This is a genomic window from Mesorhizobium sp. LSJC280B00 (assembly GCF_000502835.1).
Taxonomy (GTDB): Bacteria; Pseudomonadota; Alphaproteobacteria; order Rhizobiales; family Rhizobiaceae; genus Mesorhizobium.
Genome location: NZ_AYVL01000010.1, coordinates 39,914 through 56,244, shown reverse-complemented (window position 1 = coordinate 56,244; position 16,331 = coordinate 39,914). Strand labels below are relative to the sequence as shown.

Genomic DNA, 16,331 nt, shown 5'->3' with positions numbered 1-16,331 from the left:
GTAGAACATGCCGCGCCAGGCTTATGGACCCGCAACTCCCCTACGCCCACGACATTTTCCCGCATATCCGCATCGTCCTGGGCATGGTGATCGGCCTCGGCGTCACCCGCCTGCTGTCGGGGGTCGCCCGCATCGTCCAGCATCCCGGCCAATACCGGCTCTATCCCGTGCACCTCGCCTGGGTTGCGTCGGTGCTTTTAATGCTGGTGCATTTCTGGTGGTGGGAGTTCGGCCTGTTCCAGATCGAGAATTGGACCTTCGGCAAATACCTGTTCATCATCTTCTACGCCGTCACGCTGTTCCTGCTCTGCGCACTGCTGTTTCCGGATTCGATGCTGGACTACACCAGCTATGAGGATTTCTTTTATTCGCGCCGGGCCTGGTTCTTCGGCCTGCTGGCGGCGACCTATCTGCTCGACGTGATCGATACGCTGCTGAAAGGGCCGGAGCATTTCGCCCATTTTGGCGTCGAATATCTGATCCGCACGCCGGTTTTCGTCGCGCTTTGCGTCATTGCGATCCTGCTGCGCGACCGCCGCTTTCACATCGCCTTTGTCGCCGGCGCGCTCGTCTATCAGATATCGTTCATCCTGCGGCTCTTCGACACGATCGTCTGAGCCCCATTGGGGCGGCGGACGCGATAGGCTAGGCTTTTTGGGAGAGGCAGTTTTTACATGAAGCTCGATATTCGCACCGACTTCACCAAATTCCCGCGCGCCGTCTCCGTCCTGGCCGCGGGCGAAGCCGGAACCACCACGCCATACGACAGTGCGGTGCTTGCCCATGACGAGCGGCATCTGCGCCGTCGCGCCATCGAAACGGCCCGTAGCGACAAGGTGCTGGTCGACCTGCCCGAACCGGTGACCTTGAACCATAGTGACCGGCTGGTGCTGGAGGATGGCCGCCACATCGAGATCATCGCGGCCGAGGAGGCGCTCTACGACGTCCGGGCCAGCGACCCTGTCCATCTGGCAGAGCTTGCCTGGCACATCGGCAACCGCCATCTCGCAGCCGCCATCGAAGCTGGGCGCATCCTCATTCTGCGCGACCATGTCATCAAGGCGATGCTGGAGGGATTGGGCGCCACCGTTAGCGACGTCTCCGAGCCGTTCAAGCCGGTGCGCGGCGCCTATTCCGGGCATGGCGGCCACGGCCACGCTCATGCCGAGGCGCATGCGCACAGCCACGCCGAAGCGCATTCCCATACCCATAGCGAATCGCATTCCCACAGCCATTCGCATGACCATGACCATGACTGACCAGCCTTCCAACGTTGCCCAGCCTTCCAATATTGCTTTGTTGCGGCTGATGGCGTGGCTGTCGCCTTCCTTCCCGGTCGGCGGCTTTTCCTACAGCCATGGTCTCGAGCAAGCCGTGCATGCCGGGCTGGTTGCCGACAGCAAAGAGCTCGCCGCGTGGCTGGAAACGCTGGTCGAGATGGGTTCGGGCTGGAATGATGCGGTGCTGTTTGCCGAAAGCTGGCGCAGGGGGCGCGAAACCGGCGATCTCGATGAAATCGTCGCCCTTGCCGAAGCTCTGGCAGGCTCGCGCGAGCGCCATGCCGAGACCATGCTGCAGGGCGCTGCTTTCCTGAAGGCGGCCTTCGCCTGGCCGTGCCAGGTGCTGGATCGCCTGCCGGCCGAATGTGCCTATTGCGTTGCCGTCGGCGCCGTTGCCGGCGATCACGGCATTGCGCTGCGGGACGCCCTGGCGGCCTTTCTGCAGGCCTTCTTCTCCAATCTCGTCCAGGCCGCGATCCGGCTCGGCATCGTTGGCCAGAGTGCCGCGATGACGCTACTGGCCGCCTTCGAACCGCTTGCCCTGGCCACGGCCGACCGCGCTGCCGGCTCGACCCTCGATGATCTCGGCGGCTGCGCTTTCATCTCCGACGTCACGGCGATGAAGCACGAAGCCCAGTATTCGCGGCTGTTCCGCTCATGATCGTCCTCGCTTTCGCGCTCTCGCTGGTCCTGCTGTTGATCACAGCACTGCATGTCTATTGGGGCATTGGCGGCATCTGGCCGGGCAGGGACGCCGCCTCCTGCGCTCGCGCGGTCATCGGCTTTCGCGGCGTCGACGAGATGCCGGCACCCTTCGCCAGCTTCGCCGTTGCCGCCTGCCTCGGCCTGGCGACGCTGTGGCCGATGGCGCTCGAAGGCGTGTTCGCCACGCCCTTTCCCAAGGCCGGGCTGGCCGCCACGGCGCTGCTCATCGCGCTGGTCTTCCTGGCGCGCGGCATTGCCGGCTTCACGCCGTGGTGGCGCCGGCTGGCGCCCGAACAGCCTTTCGCGCGGCTTGATGTCAGCTACTATTCGCCGCTCTGTCTGTTGATCGGGCTCGGCTTCGCCATTCTTGCCATCACGGAGTTCCCTAGATGACACAAGCCAACGGTCCTCTTCGCATCGGCATCGGCGGCCCGGTCGGCTCCGGCAAGACGACGCTCACCGAAAAGCTCTGCAAGGCGCTGCGTGACGAGTTCTCGATCGCCGTCGTCACCAACGACATCTACACCAAGGAAGATGCCATGATGCTGGCCCGGCTTCAGGCGCTGCCCGAGGATCGCATCATCGGCGTCGAGACCGGCGGCTGCCCGCACACCGCCATTCGCGAGGACGCCTCGATCAATCTGCAGGCGATCGCCGAGATGACCAAAAAATTCCCGGATCTCGACATCGTCTTCATCGAATCGGGCGGCGACAACCTCGCCGCCACCTTCTCGCCGGACCTTGCCGACCTGACGCTCTATGTCATCTCGGTTTGCCAGGGCGAGGAGATTCCGCGCAAGGGCGGACCGGCGATCACCCGGTCCGATTTCCTGGTCATCAACAAGAGCGACCTTGCGCCCTATGTGAACGTCAATCTCGACATCATGGAACGCGACGCTGCCCGCATGCGCGGCAAACGGCCGTTTGGCTTCACCGACCTGTCGCGCGGCAAGGGCCTGCAGGAGGTGATCGATTTCATCGTCGAGCATGGCGGGCTTCGGGTCGGCGCGGCCACCAGCACGGCGGCATAACGGCGCTCGCCTGTACCAAACGAAACCGGTTGCGCGTGTTCCAGCCGCGCGGCATCCTTGCTTCTTTCACGGAGGTTACGATGAGCATCACGCGCCTGCAGAAGGAAGTGCTGACCAACCTGCCGTTCTATGAGGAGCGCGTCGATCTGGCTTGCGCCTTCCGCTGGACGGCGCGGCTTAACATGCATGAGGCGGTGGCCAATCATTTTTCGCTGGCGGTCAACGACGATGGCTCGCAATTCCTGATGAACCCTAACCAGGTGCATTTCTCGCGTATCAAGGCGAGCGATCTGCTTCTGATCGACGCCAATGATCCCGACACGCTGGTCGGCCCGAATGCGCCCGACCCGACGGCGTGGGGCCTGCATGGTGCCATCCATCGCAACGTGCGTCATGCACGCTGCGTCATGCATGTCCACTCGATCCACGCCACCGTGCTTGCCTCGCTCGCTGACTCGACGTTGCCGCCGATCGACCAGAACTCGGCGATCTTCTTCAACCGCCATGTCGTCGACGCTCATTATGGCGGGCTGGCCTTCGAGGAAGAGGGCGAGCGCTGCTCGCAGCTTCTTGTCGACCCGAAGGTCAAGGTGATGGTGATGGGCAACCATGGCGTGCTGGTCATCGGCGACAGCGTCGCCGACACCTTCAACCGCATGTTCTATTTCGAGCGCGCCGCCGAAACCTATATCAAGGCGCTGTGGACCGGCCGGCCGCTGCGGGTACTGTCGGATGAGATCGCGGAGAAAGCGGCAAGGGAACAGGAAGACTATCCCGGCCAGGCCGAGCGCCACCTTTCCGAACTGAAGGCGATCCTCGACGAGCAGGAGCCTGCCTACCGGAGTTGAGCGCGGTCCCGCCGGGCCTGGCTTAAAGCCCGAGTTCGGCCCGCAATTCGCCGGCGCTGTTGATGACAATCGCCCCCGGCGGCCCCTCCATGGGCACCTCTGGCCAGAAAATCGTCTTCATTCCAGCTGCCAGCCCCGCCGTGGCGCCGGTCACGCTGTCGTCGACCGCCACGGCCTCGGCGGGATCGACGTCGGCCAACCAGGCGGCGCGCAGGAAAGGTTCGGCATGCGGCTTGCCTTCACGCACGTCGTTGCGGCTGACCGTCTTCATGCCGGGATATACGAGGCCTACGGCGCGCAGATTGGCATCGACGATCAGCCTGTCGGAGTTGGACACCACCGCTTGCGGCACGCCAAGCGCGAGCAGCTCATTGAAAATCTCGATCGCGCCGGTGCGTGGCGTCAGCGTTTCGGCCATCGGCAGATAGTGATCGTATTTGCGCACGATCCAGTCGTCGAAAGGCAGGTCGAGGCCGAACTCGTCGCGCAGCATTTCGTAGACCGGCCATGCGGCGATGCCGAGCACGCGCTCATGCAGGTCGGCCGGCGGCGCGATGCCGACGCTGTGCAGCGCCGCAATCAGCGCCGCCTCGTGCAGCGGCTCGCTGTCGACCAGCGTGCCGTCCATATCCCAGAAAACCGCTTTCGGCGTCATGCAAGGCTCCATTCTCAAAAAATTCCTTAAAGCGTTTAGCGCGCGAGATAAACCGCCGCGTCCCCGCTAATGCATGTCGCGCAAAGTGTGCAGCGGTTTTGCGATGACGACATGCATAAAAAGGAATCTAAAACGCGTCGCATGGGGCCGATCGAACGCAACGCGCTTTAGAACCGGGATTGGTGCGACCTCGACAGCCTTGCTGTTGCAACGAGACTGGGTCGACCTGTCACTTCGCTCCAAACACCACGTTTCATCACTAAGCAATTGCTCTTACAATAGGCAATTGCGCGCAAGTTCATTCCCTGCGAAACTACTGCGCTCCGCCTCTTATGCTCGGCGGGGTTGGGAGGCAGGAACTTGAATTCGCGGCAGGACAGCGGCGGCAACAGGCTGGACGACGCGGCGCGTGCCGGCTGGCTCTATTATGTCGCAGGCAACACCCAGGACCAGATCGCCGCCACGCTTGGCATCTCGCGGCAGACGGCGCAGCGGCTGGTGTCGCTCGCAGTCTCCGAAGGGCTGATCAAGGTGCGCGTCGACCATCCGATCGCCAATTGCCTCGACCTTGCGGCACGGCTGAAATCGCGCTTTGCGCTCGATCTGGTCGAGGTGGTGCCGAGCGACCCTTCTTCTTCCTCCACCGTCATCGGCGTCGCCGAAGCGGCGGCGGCCGAGATCGAACGGCGGCTGCGGTCGCCGGTGCCGATCGTCATGGCGATCGGCACCGGCCGCACGCTGAAGGCCGCGATCGAGCAACTGCCGCCGATGGAATGCCCGCAGCACAAAGTGGTGTCGCTGACCGGCAACATCTCGCCGGACGGCTCGGCGGCCTTCTACAACGTCATCTTCACCATGGCCGACAGGGTCAAGGCGCGTTCGTTTCCGATGCCTTTGCCGGTCATCGCTTCCTCGCCCGAGGAGCGCGAGATGCTGCTCAGCCAGCCGATGATCCAGCCGACGCTGGCGCTTGCGGCCGAGGCCGACGTCACCTTTGTCGGCATCGGCGATCTCGGCCCGAAGGCGCCGCTTTACGAGGACGGCTTCATTTCGGAGGGTGAATTAAAGGCGCTGCAGAAGGCCGGCGGCGTTGCCGAGATCGTCGGCTGGGTATTCGATCGTGACGGGCGCATGATCGAGGGCATCACCAATGATCGGGTGTCGTCGGCGCCGCTGCCGTCGCGCGAAAAGTCGCTGGTGATCGCGCTTGCCATGGGCGACCGCAAGCTGCCGGGCATCTTCGCCGCCGTCAACCGGCGGCTGGTCAACGGCCTCATCACCGATGAGCGGACCGCCGCCGCCTTGCTGGCGGGCGCATGATCTCCGAGCCGCTGGCGGTCGGAAACGATCATGTGAAGTCGAAACGCATCTGAATCCCCGATAAAACGAGCGTCACTACTGGTGCCGGCCGCAAGGATCGTTGCCGTCGAGAAAGCCCATGTCGCGCTGCAGATGCGGCGGCAGCTCCCGGACGTCGAGATAGGCCCGTTTCCGCGCCGCGTGCCTTGCCAATCCCCGCGCCAATTGTGAAAACCAGCCATGGGCTGGAGCAAGAAGCAGCTTTTCCTGTATTGTGGTCATGATCGTCAGCCTTCGCTATCTCTAGGCGTAATTGATCTTCAATACGAAATATCGGTAGGACCGGCCGGTGCCGCCAATCAAACGTCGATCACTGCCCATAAGGAGGGCTTATGCCGGAGCTCAATTCACGACAGCTGGTTTCGCAGCTTCCTCCGCTTCAGGCGATCCGGGTGTTCGAGGCGGTGGCGCGGCATCTCTCGTTCACCAAGGCCGCCCAGGAGCTTGGCATGACGCAGGCGGCGGCAAGCTATCAGATCAAGCTTCTGGAGGAGCGCATCGGCGCGCCCCTGTTCTTGCGCCAGCCAAAACAGATCGTGCTGACCGAACCCGGCCAGCGCCTGGCGCCCGCGGTCAGCGAGGCGTTCGCGCTGTTGAGCGGCGCCTATGCCGCCGCGCGCACCGGCGCCGACGGCGTGCTTTGCGTTTCGACGCTGCTGACATTTGCCTCCAATTGGCTGGCGCAGCATCTCGGTTCGTTCCAGGTCGCGCATCCGTCGCTGGCGGTGCGCGTCGATACTTCGAACAGGGTTGTCGACTTTGCCAGAGAGGATATCGACATCGCCATCCGCTCCGGCGGCGGCAACTGGCCGGGCGTCGAGACCCATATGCTTTTCAGGGCCGATTTCACGCCGGTCCTTAGTCCAAAGCTCGCGGCAAGCATCGGCGGCGTCAAGGAGCCGGCCGACCTGCTGCGGCTGCCGATCCTCGACCCGGGTGACATCTGGTGGCGGGACTGGTTTGCCGCCGCCGGCCTGCCGGTCGAGGAGCTGTCCAAGCGTCCCGGCACCAGCATGGGCGCGCAGGCCTACGAGGCCAATGCCGCGATTGCCGGCCACGGCGTGGCGATCGTTACCAAGGCGCTGTTCAAGACCGAACTTGCCGACGGCCGCCTGATCCAGCCCTTTGATCTGGTCGGTGACGACGGCCACGCCTATTGGCTGGTCTATCCGACGGCACGACGCAACGTGCCGAAGATCCGCGCCTTCCGCGATTGGATCCTGAGCGAGATCGCTTGCCAGTAGGCTGAATCCCAGCAAGCCCGAGCAAAGCGCCGGGCCCAATCAGCCCGGCCGAATCCTTCGTCAGACATGCCGCAAACGTCCCAGGCTTGCCGCTGCACGAGACCCGGCGTGCTGCGCTGCAGCAACGAATCCGTCTTGACATAATTCATCGCAAGTGAGTAATTGCTCACAGCCAAGGCAAATGCTCATCTTGGTTTATGGGAGGAATTTTGATGAAACTTCGCACGTTCACCCTAGGCCTGTTCTCGGCCAGCGCCCTCGCTTTCGCCGCGCATGCCGAATCCATCACCATCGCCACGGTCAACAATGGCGACATGGTCCGCATGCAGAAGCTGACCGACGACTTCACCGCCAAAAATCCCGACATTCAGCTGCAGTGGGTCACGCTCGAGGAAAACGTCCTGCGCGAGCGCGTCACCACCGACATCGCCACCAAGGGTGGCCAGTACGACGTGATGACTATCGGCACCTATGAAGTGCCGATCTGGGCCAAGCAGAACTGGCTTTTGCCGCTCGACAAACTCGGCGACGATTACGACGTCAAGGACATCATCCCGGCCATAGCCGGCGGCCTGTCGGTCGACGGCAAGCTCTACGCAGCCCCGTTCTACGGCGAAAGCTCCTTCGTCATGTACCGCAAGGACCTGATGGAAAAGGCCGGGCTCAAGATGCCCGATGCACCGACCTGGGACTTCATCAAGCAGGCCGCCGACAAGATGACCGACCGCGCCAACGGCGTGAACGGCGTCTGCCTGCGCGGCAAGGCCGGCTGGGGCGAGAACATGGCCTTCCTGACCGCCATGTCGAACTCGTTCGGCGCGCGCTGGTTCGACGAGAACTGGAAGCCGCAATTCGACCAGCCCGAATGGAAGAACACGCTGCAGTTCTATGTCGACCTGATGAAGGCCGACGGCCCCGAGGGCGCGTCGTCCAACGGCTTCAACGAAAACCTGGCGCTGTTCCAGCAGGGCAAATGCGGCATGTGGATCGACGCTACCGTCGCTGCCTCCTTCGTTTCCGACCCGAAGAACTCCACCGTCGCCGACAAGGTCGGCTATGCGCTGGCGCCGGACAATGGCCTCGGCAAGCGCGGCAATTGGCTGTGGGCATGGTCGCTAGCCATCCCCGCCGGCACGCAGAAGGCCGACGCCGCTCAAAAGTTCGTATCCTGGGCAACCAGCAAGCACTATGCCGAGCTCGTCGCCTCGAAGGAAGGCTGGGCCAACGTTCCGCCGGGAACGCGCTCGTCGCTCTATGCCAATCCCGAATACCAGAAGGCAGCACCTTTCGCCAAGATGACGCTGGACTCGATCAACTCCGCCGATCCGACGCACCCGACCGTCAAGCCGGTGCCTTATGTCGGCGTCCAGTTCGTCGCCATTCCTGAGTTCCAGGGTCTCGGCACCACCGTCGGCCAGCTCTTCTCGGCGGCACTTGCCGGCCAGTCGAGCGTCGACGATGCCTTGAAGCAGGCGCAGGACGCCGCCACCGCGACGATGACCGAGGGCGGTTACATCAAGTAAGCTCCTCCGGGTGCCGGTTGCCAATGGCGACCGGCAACGGCCGCCCGAATCCCAGTTCGGGCGGCCAGCTTTCACACCGCTGAAAAACTTGGCCGACCTCGAAGGGTGACCGTCATGGCTACTCAGCAGACCCGTTCGCTTGCCCGTTTCATGATGGCGCCATCCGTGGTGCTGCTGCTGGTCTGGATGATTGTGCCGCTGGCATTCACGCTGTGGTTTTCCTTCCAGCAATACAACCCGCTCAATCCGATGCGCGACGGCTTCGTCGGGTTTTCGAACTACGCGCTGTTCTATTCCAACCCGGCATTCCTGCAGTCGATCCTCAACACGCTCACCATCGTCGTCAGCGTGCTTTTGATCACGGTGATCGGCGGTATTCTGCTCGCCCTTCTGCTCGATCAGCCGATGTGGGGACAGGGCATCGTCCGCATCCTTGTCATCTCGCCGTTCTTCGTCATGCCACCGGTGGCAGCACTGGTCTGGAAGAACATGATCATGCATCCGCAGTACGGGGTTTTCGCCGATATTGCGCGCTTCTTCGGCGGGCAGCCGATCGATTGGTTCGGGCAGCACCCGCTCCTGGCGATCATCATCATCGTTGCCTGGCAATGGCTGCCGTTTGCTACGCTGATCCTGTTGACCGCGCTTCAGTCGCTCGACGTCGAGCAGAAGGAAGCCGCCGAAATGGACGGCGCCGGCTTCATCAGCCGCTTCATCTATTTGACGCTGCCTCATATGTCGCGCGCCATAACCGTCGTCATCCTGATCCAGACGATCTTCCTGCTGTCGGTCTATGCCGAGATCCTCGTCACCACCAATGGCGGCCCGGGTTACGCCTCCACCAACCTGCCCTTCCTCGTCTATCAGAAGGCATTGCTGGAGTTCAAAATCGGCCAGGCGTCCGCCGGCGGTATCATTGCCGTCATTCTCGCCAACATCGTTGCCTTCTTCGCCATGCGCGCTGTCGGCAAGAACCTGGATAAATAAGGGAGGATAAGATGGCACGTGCGCTGAACCACCCCCACTCCGTCCCGCTGCGCGGGACACCTCTCCCCCTGCCCGGGAGAGAGGAAAACGCCTGCATCGAAGCCGCGCCCTTCCTCTACCCCGTCGATCGGGGGAGAGGTGGTTTGCGCAGCAAACCGGAGTGGGGGTCGACCCTGCCGCCAACATCGCCGATAGGGAGGACCTGACCATGGCACGTGCAGTCACCACCCAGCACAAGACGATTGCTACCGCGGCCGCCTGGATCGTCGCGCTGCTGATCTTCTTCCCGATCCTCTATACGATCATCACCTCGTTCAAATCGGAGCAGGAGGCTATCCAGGGCTTCAACCTGTTCCCGTCGGGAACCACGGAGAGCTATTCCGAGGTCCAGGCGCAGAACGGCTATTTCAAATTCTTCCTGAACTCGGTGTTCCTGTCGGTCGGCTCGACCATCCTGGCTCTGCTCGTCGCCATACCGGCGGCATGGTCGATGGCGTTTTCGCCGGGCAAACGCACCAAGGACATCCTGATGTGGATGCTTTCCACCAAGATGATGCCGGCCGTCGCCGTGCTGTTTCCGATCTATCTGATCTTCCGCGATACCGGTCTGCTCGACAGCCGCATCGGCCTGATGGTCATGCTGATGCTGATCAACCTGCCGATCGTGGTCTGGATGCTTTACACCTATTTTCGCGAGATCCCGGGCGAGATCCTGGAAGCGGCGCGCATGGACGGCGCATCGCTCTGGAACGAGATCATCTACGTGCTGACGCCGATGGCGGTCCCCGGCATCGCCTCGACCATGCTGCTCAACATCATTCTCGCCTGGAACGAGGCGTTCTGGACGATCCGGCTGACCACCACCGAGGCCGCGCCGCTCACCGCTTTCATCAGCTCCTTCTCCAGCCCGCAGGGGCTGTTCTGGGCCAAGCTTTCGGCCGCCTCGACGCTGGCGATCGCGCCGATACTGATCATGGGCTGGTTCAGCCAGAAGCAGCTGGTCCGAGGCCTGACATTCGGCGCGGTAAAGTAGCGGGCATCGCCTGACGCAAAACGAAAAGATAGCCCTTCGGGGGAGGAAACCATGGGAAACATCACGCTCAAGAACGTCTCCAAATCCTTCGGGGCGACGTCCATCATCCCCGGCCTCGATCTGGTCATCGAGGACGGAGAGTTCGTCGTCTTCGTCGGCCCGTCGGGCTGCGGCAAATCCACCCTGTTGCGTCTGATCGCCGGTCTCGAGGATACCAGCGGCGGCACCATCATCATCGATGGTCGCGACGTCACCGGCGAGGCGCCGGCCAAGCGCAAGCTGGCTATGGTGTTCCAGTCCTATGCGCTCTACCCGCACATGACGGTGGCCAAGAACATCGCCTTCCCGCTGAAGATGGCGGGCGAAGACCAGGCGACCATCGACAAGAAGGTGAAGGACGCCGCGCGGATCCTGAACCTCACCAACTACCTCGACCGCCGCCCCGGCCAGCTCTCCGGCGGCCAGCGGCAACGCGTCGCCATCGGCCGCGCCATCGTGCGCCAGCCGTCGGCCTTCCTGTTCGACGAGCCTTTGTCCAATCTCGACGCGGCGCTGCGCGGCACCATGCGGCTGGAGATCAGCGAGCTGCATCACCAGCTCAAGACCACCATGGTCTACGTCACCCACGACCAGATCGAGGCGATGACCATGGCCGACAAGATCGTCGTGCTCAATGCCGGCAATATCGAGCAGGTCGGCTCGCCGATGGAGCTCTATAAGACACCGAAGAACCTGTTCGTCGCCGGCTTCATAGGTTCGCCGAAGATGAACCTGATCGAAGGCGCGCCGGCCGCCAAATATGGCGCCAAGACAGTCGGCATCCGCCCGGAGCATATGAACATTTCGAAGACGTCAGGCGACTGGAAGGCGACGGTCGGGGTTGCCGAGCATCTCGGCTCCGACACGTTTTTGCACGTCCAGGCGGATGGTGTCGGGCAGCTGACGGTGCGTGCCGACGGCGAGTTGGCCGCCCATCACGGCGACACGATCTACCTGACGCCGGAAAAGGCCAAGCTGCATCGTTTCGGCGCCGACGGGAAGGCGATGCTGCAATGAGGCTCCGGGGCAAATCGGCGCTGATTACCGGATCGGCGCGCGGCATCGGCAGGGCGTTTGCCGAAGCCTACATGCGCGAAGGGGCGACGGTCGCGATTGGCGACATCAATCTCGAAGCCGCCGAGAAGACGGCTTCGGAAATCGGCCGCAACGCCTACGCGGTAAAGCTCGACGTCACCGATCTCGCGTCTATCGATGAGGCCGTCAAGGCGGTCGAAGCCAGGGCCGGCGGCCTGGATATCTTGATCAACAACGCTGCTTTGTTCGACCTGGCGCCGATCGTCGAGATCACCAAGACAAGCTACGACAAATTGTTTTCGGTCAACGTCGCCGGCACGCTGTTTACGTTGCAGGCCGCCGCCCGTTCGATGATTGCCCGGGGCAAGGGCGGCAAGATCATCAACATGGCAAGCCAGGCCGGGCGCCGCGGCGAGGCGCTGGTCACCGTCTACTGCGCCACCAAGGCGGCGGTCATCTCGCTCACCCAGTCGGCAGGGCTCGACCTGATCAAACACCGCATCAACGTCAATGCCATCGCCCCGGGTGTCGTCGACGGCGAGCATTGGGACCATGTCGATGCCTTGTTCGCCAAGTTCGAGAACCGGCCGAGGGGCGAGAAGAAGAGGCTGGTCGGCGAAGCCGTGCCTTATGGCCGCATGGGCACGGCGCAAGACCTCACCGGCATGGCGGTGTTCCTGGCCAGCGATGAGGCCGAGTACATCGTCGCCCAGACCTATAATGTCGATGGCGGCCAGTGGATGAGTTGAGGGGGCGAAGGCGCTCTTCCCCCCGTCTCCTCCACGGGGGGAAGAGCCGTCCCGCTAAAGGGTAAAAGCAGATGACCGTGAAACTCTCTTCTTCCATCCTCGCCAAGCTGCCGCCCAAGGTCGCCGGCCCGAAATATGATCGCGCCGCGCTCAAGGCCGGCATCGTGCATTTCGGCGTCGGCAATTTCCATCGCTCGCACCAGGCCGTCTATCTCGACGACCTGTTCAATTCGGGTGTCGGCCACGACTGGGCCATTGTTGGCGCCGGCGTCTTCGAGGGCGAGAAGGTCGGCCGCGGCAAGTTGCAGGAGCAGGACTGGCTGACCACCGTGGTCGAGCAGGACAGCGGCCATATGAGCGCGCGCGTCACCGGCGTCATGATCGACTTCCTGGTGCCGGGCGATGCGGCCGCAATCGTCGAGCGGCTTGCCGATCCGGCGATCAAGATCGTCTCCCTGACCATTACCGAGGGCGGCTATTTCATCGATCCGGCATCCGGCGTCTTCAATCCGACACATCCCGACATCGTTGCCGACGCTGAGCCGGGGGCGACGCCGAAGACCGTCTTCGGCCTCGTCCTCGCCGGGCTGCTGCGCCGCCGCGCCGACGGTATCGTGCCCTTCACAATCATGTCCTGCGACAACATCCCCCATAACGGCCACGTCACCTCAGATGGCGTCATCGGCCTTGCGCGGCTGATCGACGAAGGTTTGGCAAACTGGGTGAGCGAGAACGTTGCCTTTCCCAATGGCATGGTCGACCGCATCACGCCGGCCACCACCGACCGCGAGCGCGGCATTCTCTCCAGCGAGTTCGGCCTCGACGACAATTGGCCGGTGTTTTGCGAACCGTTCAAGCAATGGGTGCTGGAGGACCGTTTCACCGACGGCCGCCCGCCGCTGGAAAAGGTCGGCGTGCAGTTCGTCAGCGAAGTCGCGCCCTATGAGCTGATGAAGATCCGCATCCTCAATGGCGGCCATGCGACCATCGCCTATCCGGCCGGGCTGATGGACATCCATTTCGTCCATGAGGCGATGCAGGAGCCGCTGGTACGCGGCTTCCTCGACAAGCTCGAGTATGACGAAATCATCCCGACCGTGCCGCCGGTTCCGGACACCGACCTCGAAGATTACTACCAGCTCATCGAGCACCGCTTCTCCAATCCGAAGATCGGCGACACCATACGCCGGCTTTGCCTCGACGGCTCCAACCGCCAGCCGAAATTCATCATCCCGACCATCGCCGACCGGCTGAAGGCTGGCAAAAGTGTCACCGGCCTTGCGCTGGAATCGGCGCTCTGGTGTCGCTACTGCTTCGGCACGACGGATTCCGGTGCCGTCACCGAGCCCAACGACCCGAACTGGGGCCGGTTGCAGGCGACGGCCAAGGCGGCCAGGGACATGCCTGCCGCCTGGCTTGCCATGGAGGACATCTATGGCGATGTCGGCCGCTCGCCGCCGTTCGCTGAAGCCTTCGGCCAAGCGCTGAGACTGCTGTGGGCGGACGGCGCGCGCGCGACACTGACGCGCTATCTCGCCGGCGACCTCTGAAGCCGATCCAGCGCGATGACGCCTGAACTGGTCATTTTCGACTGTGACGGCGTGCTGGTGGACAGTGAGATGCTGTCCGTCTCGGCATTGCTGGAGATGATCGCGCTTGCCGGCGGCAACGTCAGCGAGGACATTGCCTACGAGCACTTCCTCGGCAAGAGCATGAAGAGCGTCCGCGAAATCCTCGCAAGCGACTTCGGGCTCGATCTCACCGACCAGCATCTGACCGAGATGCGCTCCGAACTGATGCGCAGATTCCGCGAGGAGCTGAAACCGATGCCAGGTATCGCACAGGTCCTGCCGAGGCTCGGCGTACCGTGCTGCGTCGCCTCCTCCGGCACCCTGGAACGCATCCACTATGCGCTCGCCGTCACCGGGTTGCTTGGGCTGCTGGAGCCGCATTTGTTCAGCGCCGCCATGGTGGCGCGGGGCAAACCGGCGCCCGATCTCTTTCTCCACGCAGCAGATAAAATGAGAGCGGCCCCGCGAAACTGCCTCGTCGTCGAGGACAGCCCGGCCGGCATCGAAGCGGCGCGGGCGGCCGGCATGCGCGTCCTTGCCTTCACCGGCGGCTCGCACACCGGCAACCCGGCATTGAAAGCGCGGCTTGCGTCGAGTGAGCCGGACTTTATATTCGCTGACATGCTGCAATTGCCCGATCTGATTGCAGGCTTGGGAGCGAGAGCAAGAACACCTTGACCAACAGTTTCGTTTGCGCGGTCGATGTCGGCACCGGAAGCGCTCGTGCCGGCATTCTCGACACCAGTGGCGCCTTGCTCGGCCGCGCCGAGCACCCGATCGCAATGCAGCAGCCGAAGGCCGACCATGCCGAGCACGATTCGCAGGATATATGGTCGGCGGTGTGCATGGCCGTCCGCGCTGCCCGCGAAAAGGCGGGCGTGCGGGCCGAGGATATCGTCGGCATCTCCTTTGATGCCACCTGCTCGCTGGTGGTGCGAGACCGGCATGGCGGCCAGCTCAGCGTGTCCGTCACTGGTGAAAGGCGCTGGGACACCATTGTCTGGCTCGACCATCGCGCAATTGCCGAGGCCGACGAATGCACTGAAAGCGGCCACGCTGTGCTCGACTATATCGGCGGCGTCATGTCGCCGGAAATGGAGACGCCGAAGCTGATGTGGCTGAAGCGCAACCTGCCCGGAACATGGAACGAAGCCGGCTATCTATTCGACCTCACCGACTTCCTCACCTGGAAGGCAAGCGGCTCGCTCTCCCGTTCACAATGCACGCTGACCGCCAAATGGACCTATCTAGCCCATGAAGCGACCGGCTGGCGGCGCGACTTCTTCGAAGCCGTCGGGCTCGGCGATATCTTTGAGCACGGCAACCTGCCGGAAAAGGCAAGCCCGGTCGGTGCCGATATCGGCCCGCTCGGCGCGCAAGCCGCGACGGAGCTTGGCCTCACCGAAAAATGCCGGGTCGGCGCCGGCGTCATCGATGCCTATGCCGGCGCGCTTGGCGTGCTCGGCGGTTTCGCCGGTGACGCGACGAACATCGGCCGCCATCTGGCCCTGATTGCCGGTACGTCGAGTTGCGTCATGGCGATGTCGCCCGATCCGCAGCCTTTCGCCGGTGTCTGGGGCCCATATTATGGCGCAGCCCTTCCCGGCCTGTGGCTGTCGGAAGGTGGCCAGTCGGCCACCGGCGCGCTGCTCGACCACATCATCCGCTGGCATGGCGCCGGCGGCGAGCCGGATGCCGCCATGCATGCCAGGATTGCCCACCGCGTCGCCGAGCTGCGCGCCGCCGAGGGCGACAACCTCGCCGCAAGGCTGCACGTACTGCCCGATTTTCACGGCAACCGCTCGCCGCTCGCCGACCCGCATGCCGTCGGCGTCATCAGCGGGCTGACGCTGGATGCCTCCTTCGACAGTCTGTGCAAGCTCTACTGGCGCACCGCCGTCAGCATCGCGCTTGGCGTCCGTCACGTGCTGGAAGCGCTGAACGAGAACGGCTATCTGATCGACACACTGCACGTCACCGGCGGCCACACCAAGAACCCGCTGTTGATGGAGCTCTATGCCGATGCCACCGGCTGCACGGTGGTCGAGCCGCTGGCGGACGAGGCGGTGCTGCTCGGCACCGGCATGATTGCCGCCACCGCGGCCAGGCTTTTTCCCGATTTGAACGCTGCCTGCGTCGCCATGCAACAGGGCGGCAGGACGCGAGAGCCAAATCCGGCTGCCGCCGGCCGGTTCGATCGCGACTACCGCGTGTTTCTCGAAATGCACAGGCAAAGGCAGGCGCTGGACGCGATCCGATAAATCGGGATCGG

Annotated in this window: 18 protein-coding genes; 16 read left to right on the top strand and 2 right to left on the bottom strand. The window is 63.2% G+C overall.

The annotated features are described in order from the left end of the window. Positions 1–23: 23 nt before the first annotated feature. The 6 genes from X773_RS55405 to X773_RS55380 all read left to right on the top strand — a co-directional run bounded on the left by X773_RS55405 (position 24) and on the right by X773_RS55380 (position 3,864). Positions 24–617: a hypothetical protein gene (locus X773_RS55405; protein WP_023677004.1), complete on the top strand. Its 594-nt coding sequence runs from the start codon at positions 24–26 to the stop codon at positions 615–617. A 57-nt stretch (positions 618–674) separates the two neighbouring features. Next, positions 675–1,259, top strand: a complete 585-nt coding sequence (locus X773_RS55400) for an urease accessory protein UreE (RefSeq protein ID WP_023677003.1) — start codon at positions 675–677, stop codon at positions 1,257–1,259. Then, positions 1,252–1,941 (top strand): urease accessory protein UreF, encoded by a 690-nt coding sequence (locus X773_RS55395; protein ID WP_023677002.1) that lies wholly within the window; start codon positions 1,252–1,254, stop codon positions 1,939–1,941. The genes X773_RS55400 and X773_RS55395 overlap by 8 nt, the downstream gene beginning before the upstream one ends. Next, entirely contained in the window at positions 1,938–2,378 is a 441-nt protein-coding gene (locus X773_RS55390; RefSeq protein ID WP_023677001.1) for a DUF3995 domain-containing protein, read from the top strand. Before X773_RS55395 ends, X773_RS55390 begins: the two co-directional genes overlap by 4 nt. Next, the gene (gene ureG / locus X773_RS55385; RefSeq protein ID WP_023677000.1) at positions 2,375–3,016 is read left to right on the top strand and encodes an urease accessory protein UreG; all 642 of its coding nucleotides are present in this window, start codon (positions 2,375–2,377) and stop codon (positions 3,014–3,016) included. The genes X773_RS55390 and ureG overlap by 4 nt, the downstream gene beginning before the upstream one ends. A gap of 80 nt (positions 3,017–3,096) precedes the next feature. Then, entirely contained in the window at positions 3,097–3,864 is a 768-nt protein-coding gene (locus X773_RS55380; RefSeq protein WP_023676999.1) for a class II aldolase and adducin N-terminal domain-containing protein, read from the top strand. Between the two features lie 22 nt (positions 3,865–3,886). On the opposite strand, the gene X773_RS55375 is transcribed toward X773_RS55380, so the two are convergent. Continuing rightward, entirely contained in the window at positions 3,887–4,519 is a 633-nt protein-coding gene (locus X773_RS55375) for an HAD family phosphatase (RefSeq protein WP_023676998.1), read from the bottom strand. Between the two features lie 360 nt (positions 4,520–4,879). On the opposite strand from X773_RS55375, the gene X773_RS55370 reads away from it, so the two are divergent. Further along, positions 4,880–5,839, top strand: a complete 960-nt coding sequence (locus X773_RS55370) for a sugar-binding transcriptional regulator (RefSeq protein ID WP_023676997.1) — start codon at positions 4,880–4,882, stop codon at positions 5,837–5,839. Between the two features lie 75 nt (positions 5,840–5,914). Here the strand turns inward: X773_RS55370 and X773_RS55365 are convergent, their stop codons facing one another. Further along, positions 5,915–6,100: a hypothetical protein gene (locus tag X773_RS55365; protein WP_023676996.1), complete on the bottom strand. Its 186-nt coding sequence runs from the start codon at positions 6,098–6,100 to the stop codon at positions 5,915–5,917. Between the two features lie 110 nt (positions 6,101–6,210). Between X773_RS55365 and gcvA the strand changes: the two genes are divergently transcribed. From gcvA to X773_RS55320, 9 genes are all read left to right on the top strand, one after another. Continuing rightward, a complete protein-coding gene (gene gcvA / locus X773_RS55360) occupies positions 6,211–7,122 on the top strand; it encodes a transcriptional regulator GcvA (RefSeq protein ID WP_023676995.1) in 912 nt (303 codons plus the stop codon). 212 nt (positions 7,123–7,334) lie between these two features. Further along, positions 7,335–8,645 (top strand): sugar ABC transporter substrate-binding protein, encoded by a 1,311-nt coding sequence (locus X773_RS55355; protein WP_023676994.1) that lies wholly within the window; start codon positions 7,335–7,337, stop codon positions 8,643–8,645. 114 nt (positions 8,646–8,759) lie between these two features. Continuing rightward, positions 8,760–9,632, top strand: a complete 873-nt coding sequence (locus X773_RS55350; RefSeq protein WP_023676993.1) for a sugar ABC transporter permease — start codon at positions 8,760–8,762, stop codon at positions 9,630–9,632. A 208-nt stretch (positions 9,633–9,840) separates the two neighbouring features. Continuing rightward, a complete protein-coding gene (locus tag X773_RS55345; protein ID WP_023676992.1) occupies positions 9,841–10,665 on the top strand; it encodes a carbohydrate ABC transporter permease in 825 nt (274 codons plus the stop codon). A 51-nt stretch (positions 10,666–10,716) separates the two neighbouring features. Next, complete coding sequence (locus X773_RS55340; RefSeq protein ID WP_023676991.1) at positions 10,717–11,721, top strand: ABC transporter ATP-binding protein; 1,005 nt, start codon at positions 10,717–10,719, stop codon at positions 11,719–11,721. After that, positions 11,718–12,488: an L-iditol 2-dehydrogenase gene (locus tag X773_RS55335; RefSeq protein WP_023676990.1), complete on the top strand. Its 771-nt coding sequence runs from the start codon at positions 11,718–11,720 to the stop codon at positions 12,486–12,488. The genes X773_RS55340 and X773_RS55335 overlap by 4 nt, the downstream gene beginning before the upstream one ends. A gap of 71 nt (positions 12,489–12,559) precedes the next feature. Next, on the top strand, positions 12,560–14,038 hold the full coding sequence (locus X773_RS55330) for a mannitol dehydrogenase family protein (RefSeq protein ID WP_023676989.1): 1,479 nt from the start codon (positions 12,560–12,562) through the stop codon (positions 14,036–14,038). A gap of 15 nt (positions 14,039–14,053) precedes the next feature. Continuing rightward, the gene (locus tag X773_RS55325) at positions 14,054–14,737 is read left to right on the top strand and encodes an HAD family hydrolase (RefSeq protein ID WP_023676988.1); all 684 of its coding nucleotides are present in this window, start codon (positions 14,054–14,056) and stop codon (positions 14,735–14,737) included. Then, entirely contained in the window at positions 14,734–16,320 is a 1,587-nt protein-coding gene (locus tag X773_RS55320) for an FGGY-family carbohydrate kinase (protein ID WP_023676987.1), read from the top strand. Before X773_RS55325 ends, X773_RS55320 begins: the two co-directional genes overlap by 4 nt. Positions 16,321–16,331: the final 11 nt, after the last annotated feature.

Bases quoted from the DNA above. Each gene is read 5' to 3' on its own strand.
- X773_RS55405 (WP_023677004.1), top strand. From the start codon at position 24: ATGGACCCGCAACTCCCCTACGCCCACGACATTTTCCCGCATATCCGC.
- X773_RS55400 (WP_023677003.1), top strand. From the start codon at position 675: ATGAAGCTCGATATTCGCACCGACTTCACCAAATTCCCGCGCGCCGTC.
- X773_RS55395 (WP_023677002.1), top strand. From the start codon at position 1,252: ATGACTGACCAGCCTTCCAACGTTGCCCAGCCTTCCAATATTGCTTTG.
- X773_RS55390 (WP_023677001.1), top strand. From the start codon at position 1,938: ATGATCGTCCTCGCTTTCGCGCTCTCGCTGGTCCTGCTGTTGATCACA.
- ureG (WP_023677000.1), top strand. From the start codon at position 2,375: ATGACACAAGCCAACGGTCCTCTTCGCATCGGCATCGGCGGCCCGGTC.
- X773_RS55380 (WP_023676999.1), top strand. From the start codon at position 3,097: ATGAGCATCACGCGCCTGCAGAAGGAAGTGCTGACCAACCTGCCGTTC.
- X773_RS55375 (WP_023676998.1), bottom strand. From the start codon at position 4,519: ATGACGCCGAAAGCGGTTTTCTGGGATATGGACGGCACGCTGGTCGAC.
- X773_RS55365 (WP_023676996.1), bottom strand. From the start codon at position 6,100: ATGACCACAATACAGGAAAAGCTGCTTCTTGCTCCAGCCCATGGCTGG.
- gcvA (WP_023676995.1), top strand. From the start codon at position 6,211: ATGCCGGAGCTCAATTCACGACAGCTGGTTTCGCAGCTTCCTCCGCTT.
- X773_RS55355 (WP_023676994.1), top strand. From the start codon at position 7,335: ATGAAACTTCGCACGTTCACCCTAGGCCTGTTCTCGGCCAGCGCCCTC.
- X773_RS55350 (WP_023676993.1), top strand. From the start codon at position 8,760: ATGGCTACTCAGCAGACCCGTTCGCTTGCCCGTTTCATGATGGCGCCA.
- X773_RS55345 (WP_023676992.1), top strand. From the start codon at position 9,841: ATGGCACGTGCAGTCACCACCCAGCACAAGACGATTGCTACCGCGGCC.
- X773_RS55340 (WP_023676991.1), top strand. From the start codon at position 10,717: ATGGGAAACATCACGCTCAAGAACGTCTCCAAATCCTTCGGGGCGACG.
- X773_RS55335 (WP_023676990.1), top strand. From the start codon at position 11,718: ATGAGGCTCCGGGGCAAATCGGCGCTGATTACCGGATCGGCGCGCGGC.
- X773_RS55330 (WP_023676989.1), top strand. From the start codon at position 12,560: ATGACCGTGAAACTCTCTTCTTCCATCCTCGCCAAGCTGCCGCCCAAG.
- X773_RS55325 (WP_023676988.1), top strand. From the start codon at position 14,054: ATGACGCCTGAACTGGTCATTTTCGACTGTGACGGCGTGCTGGTGGAC.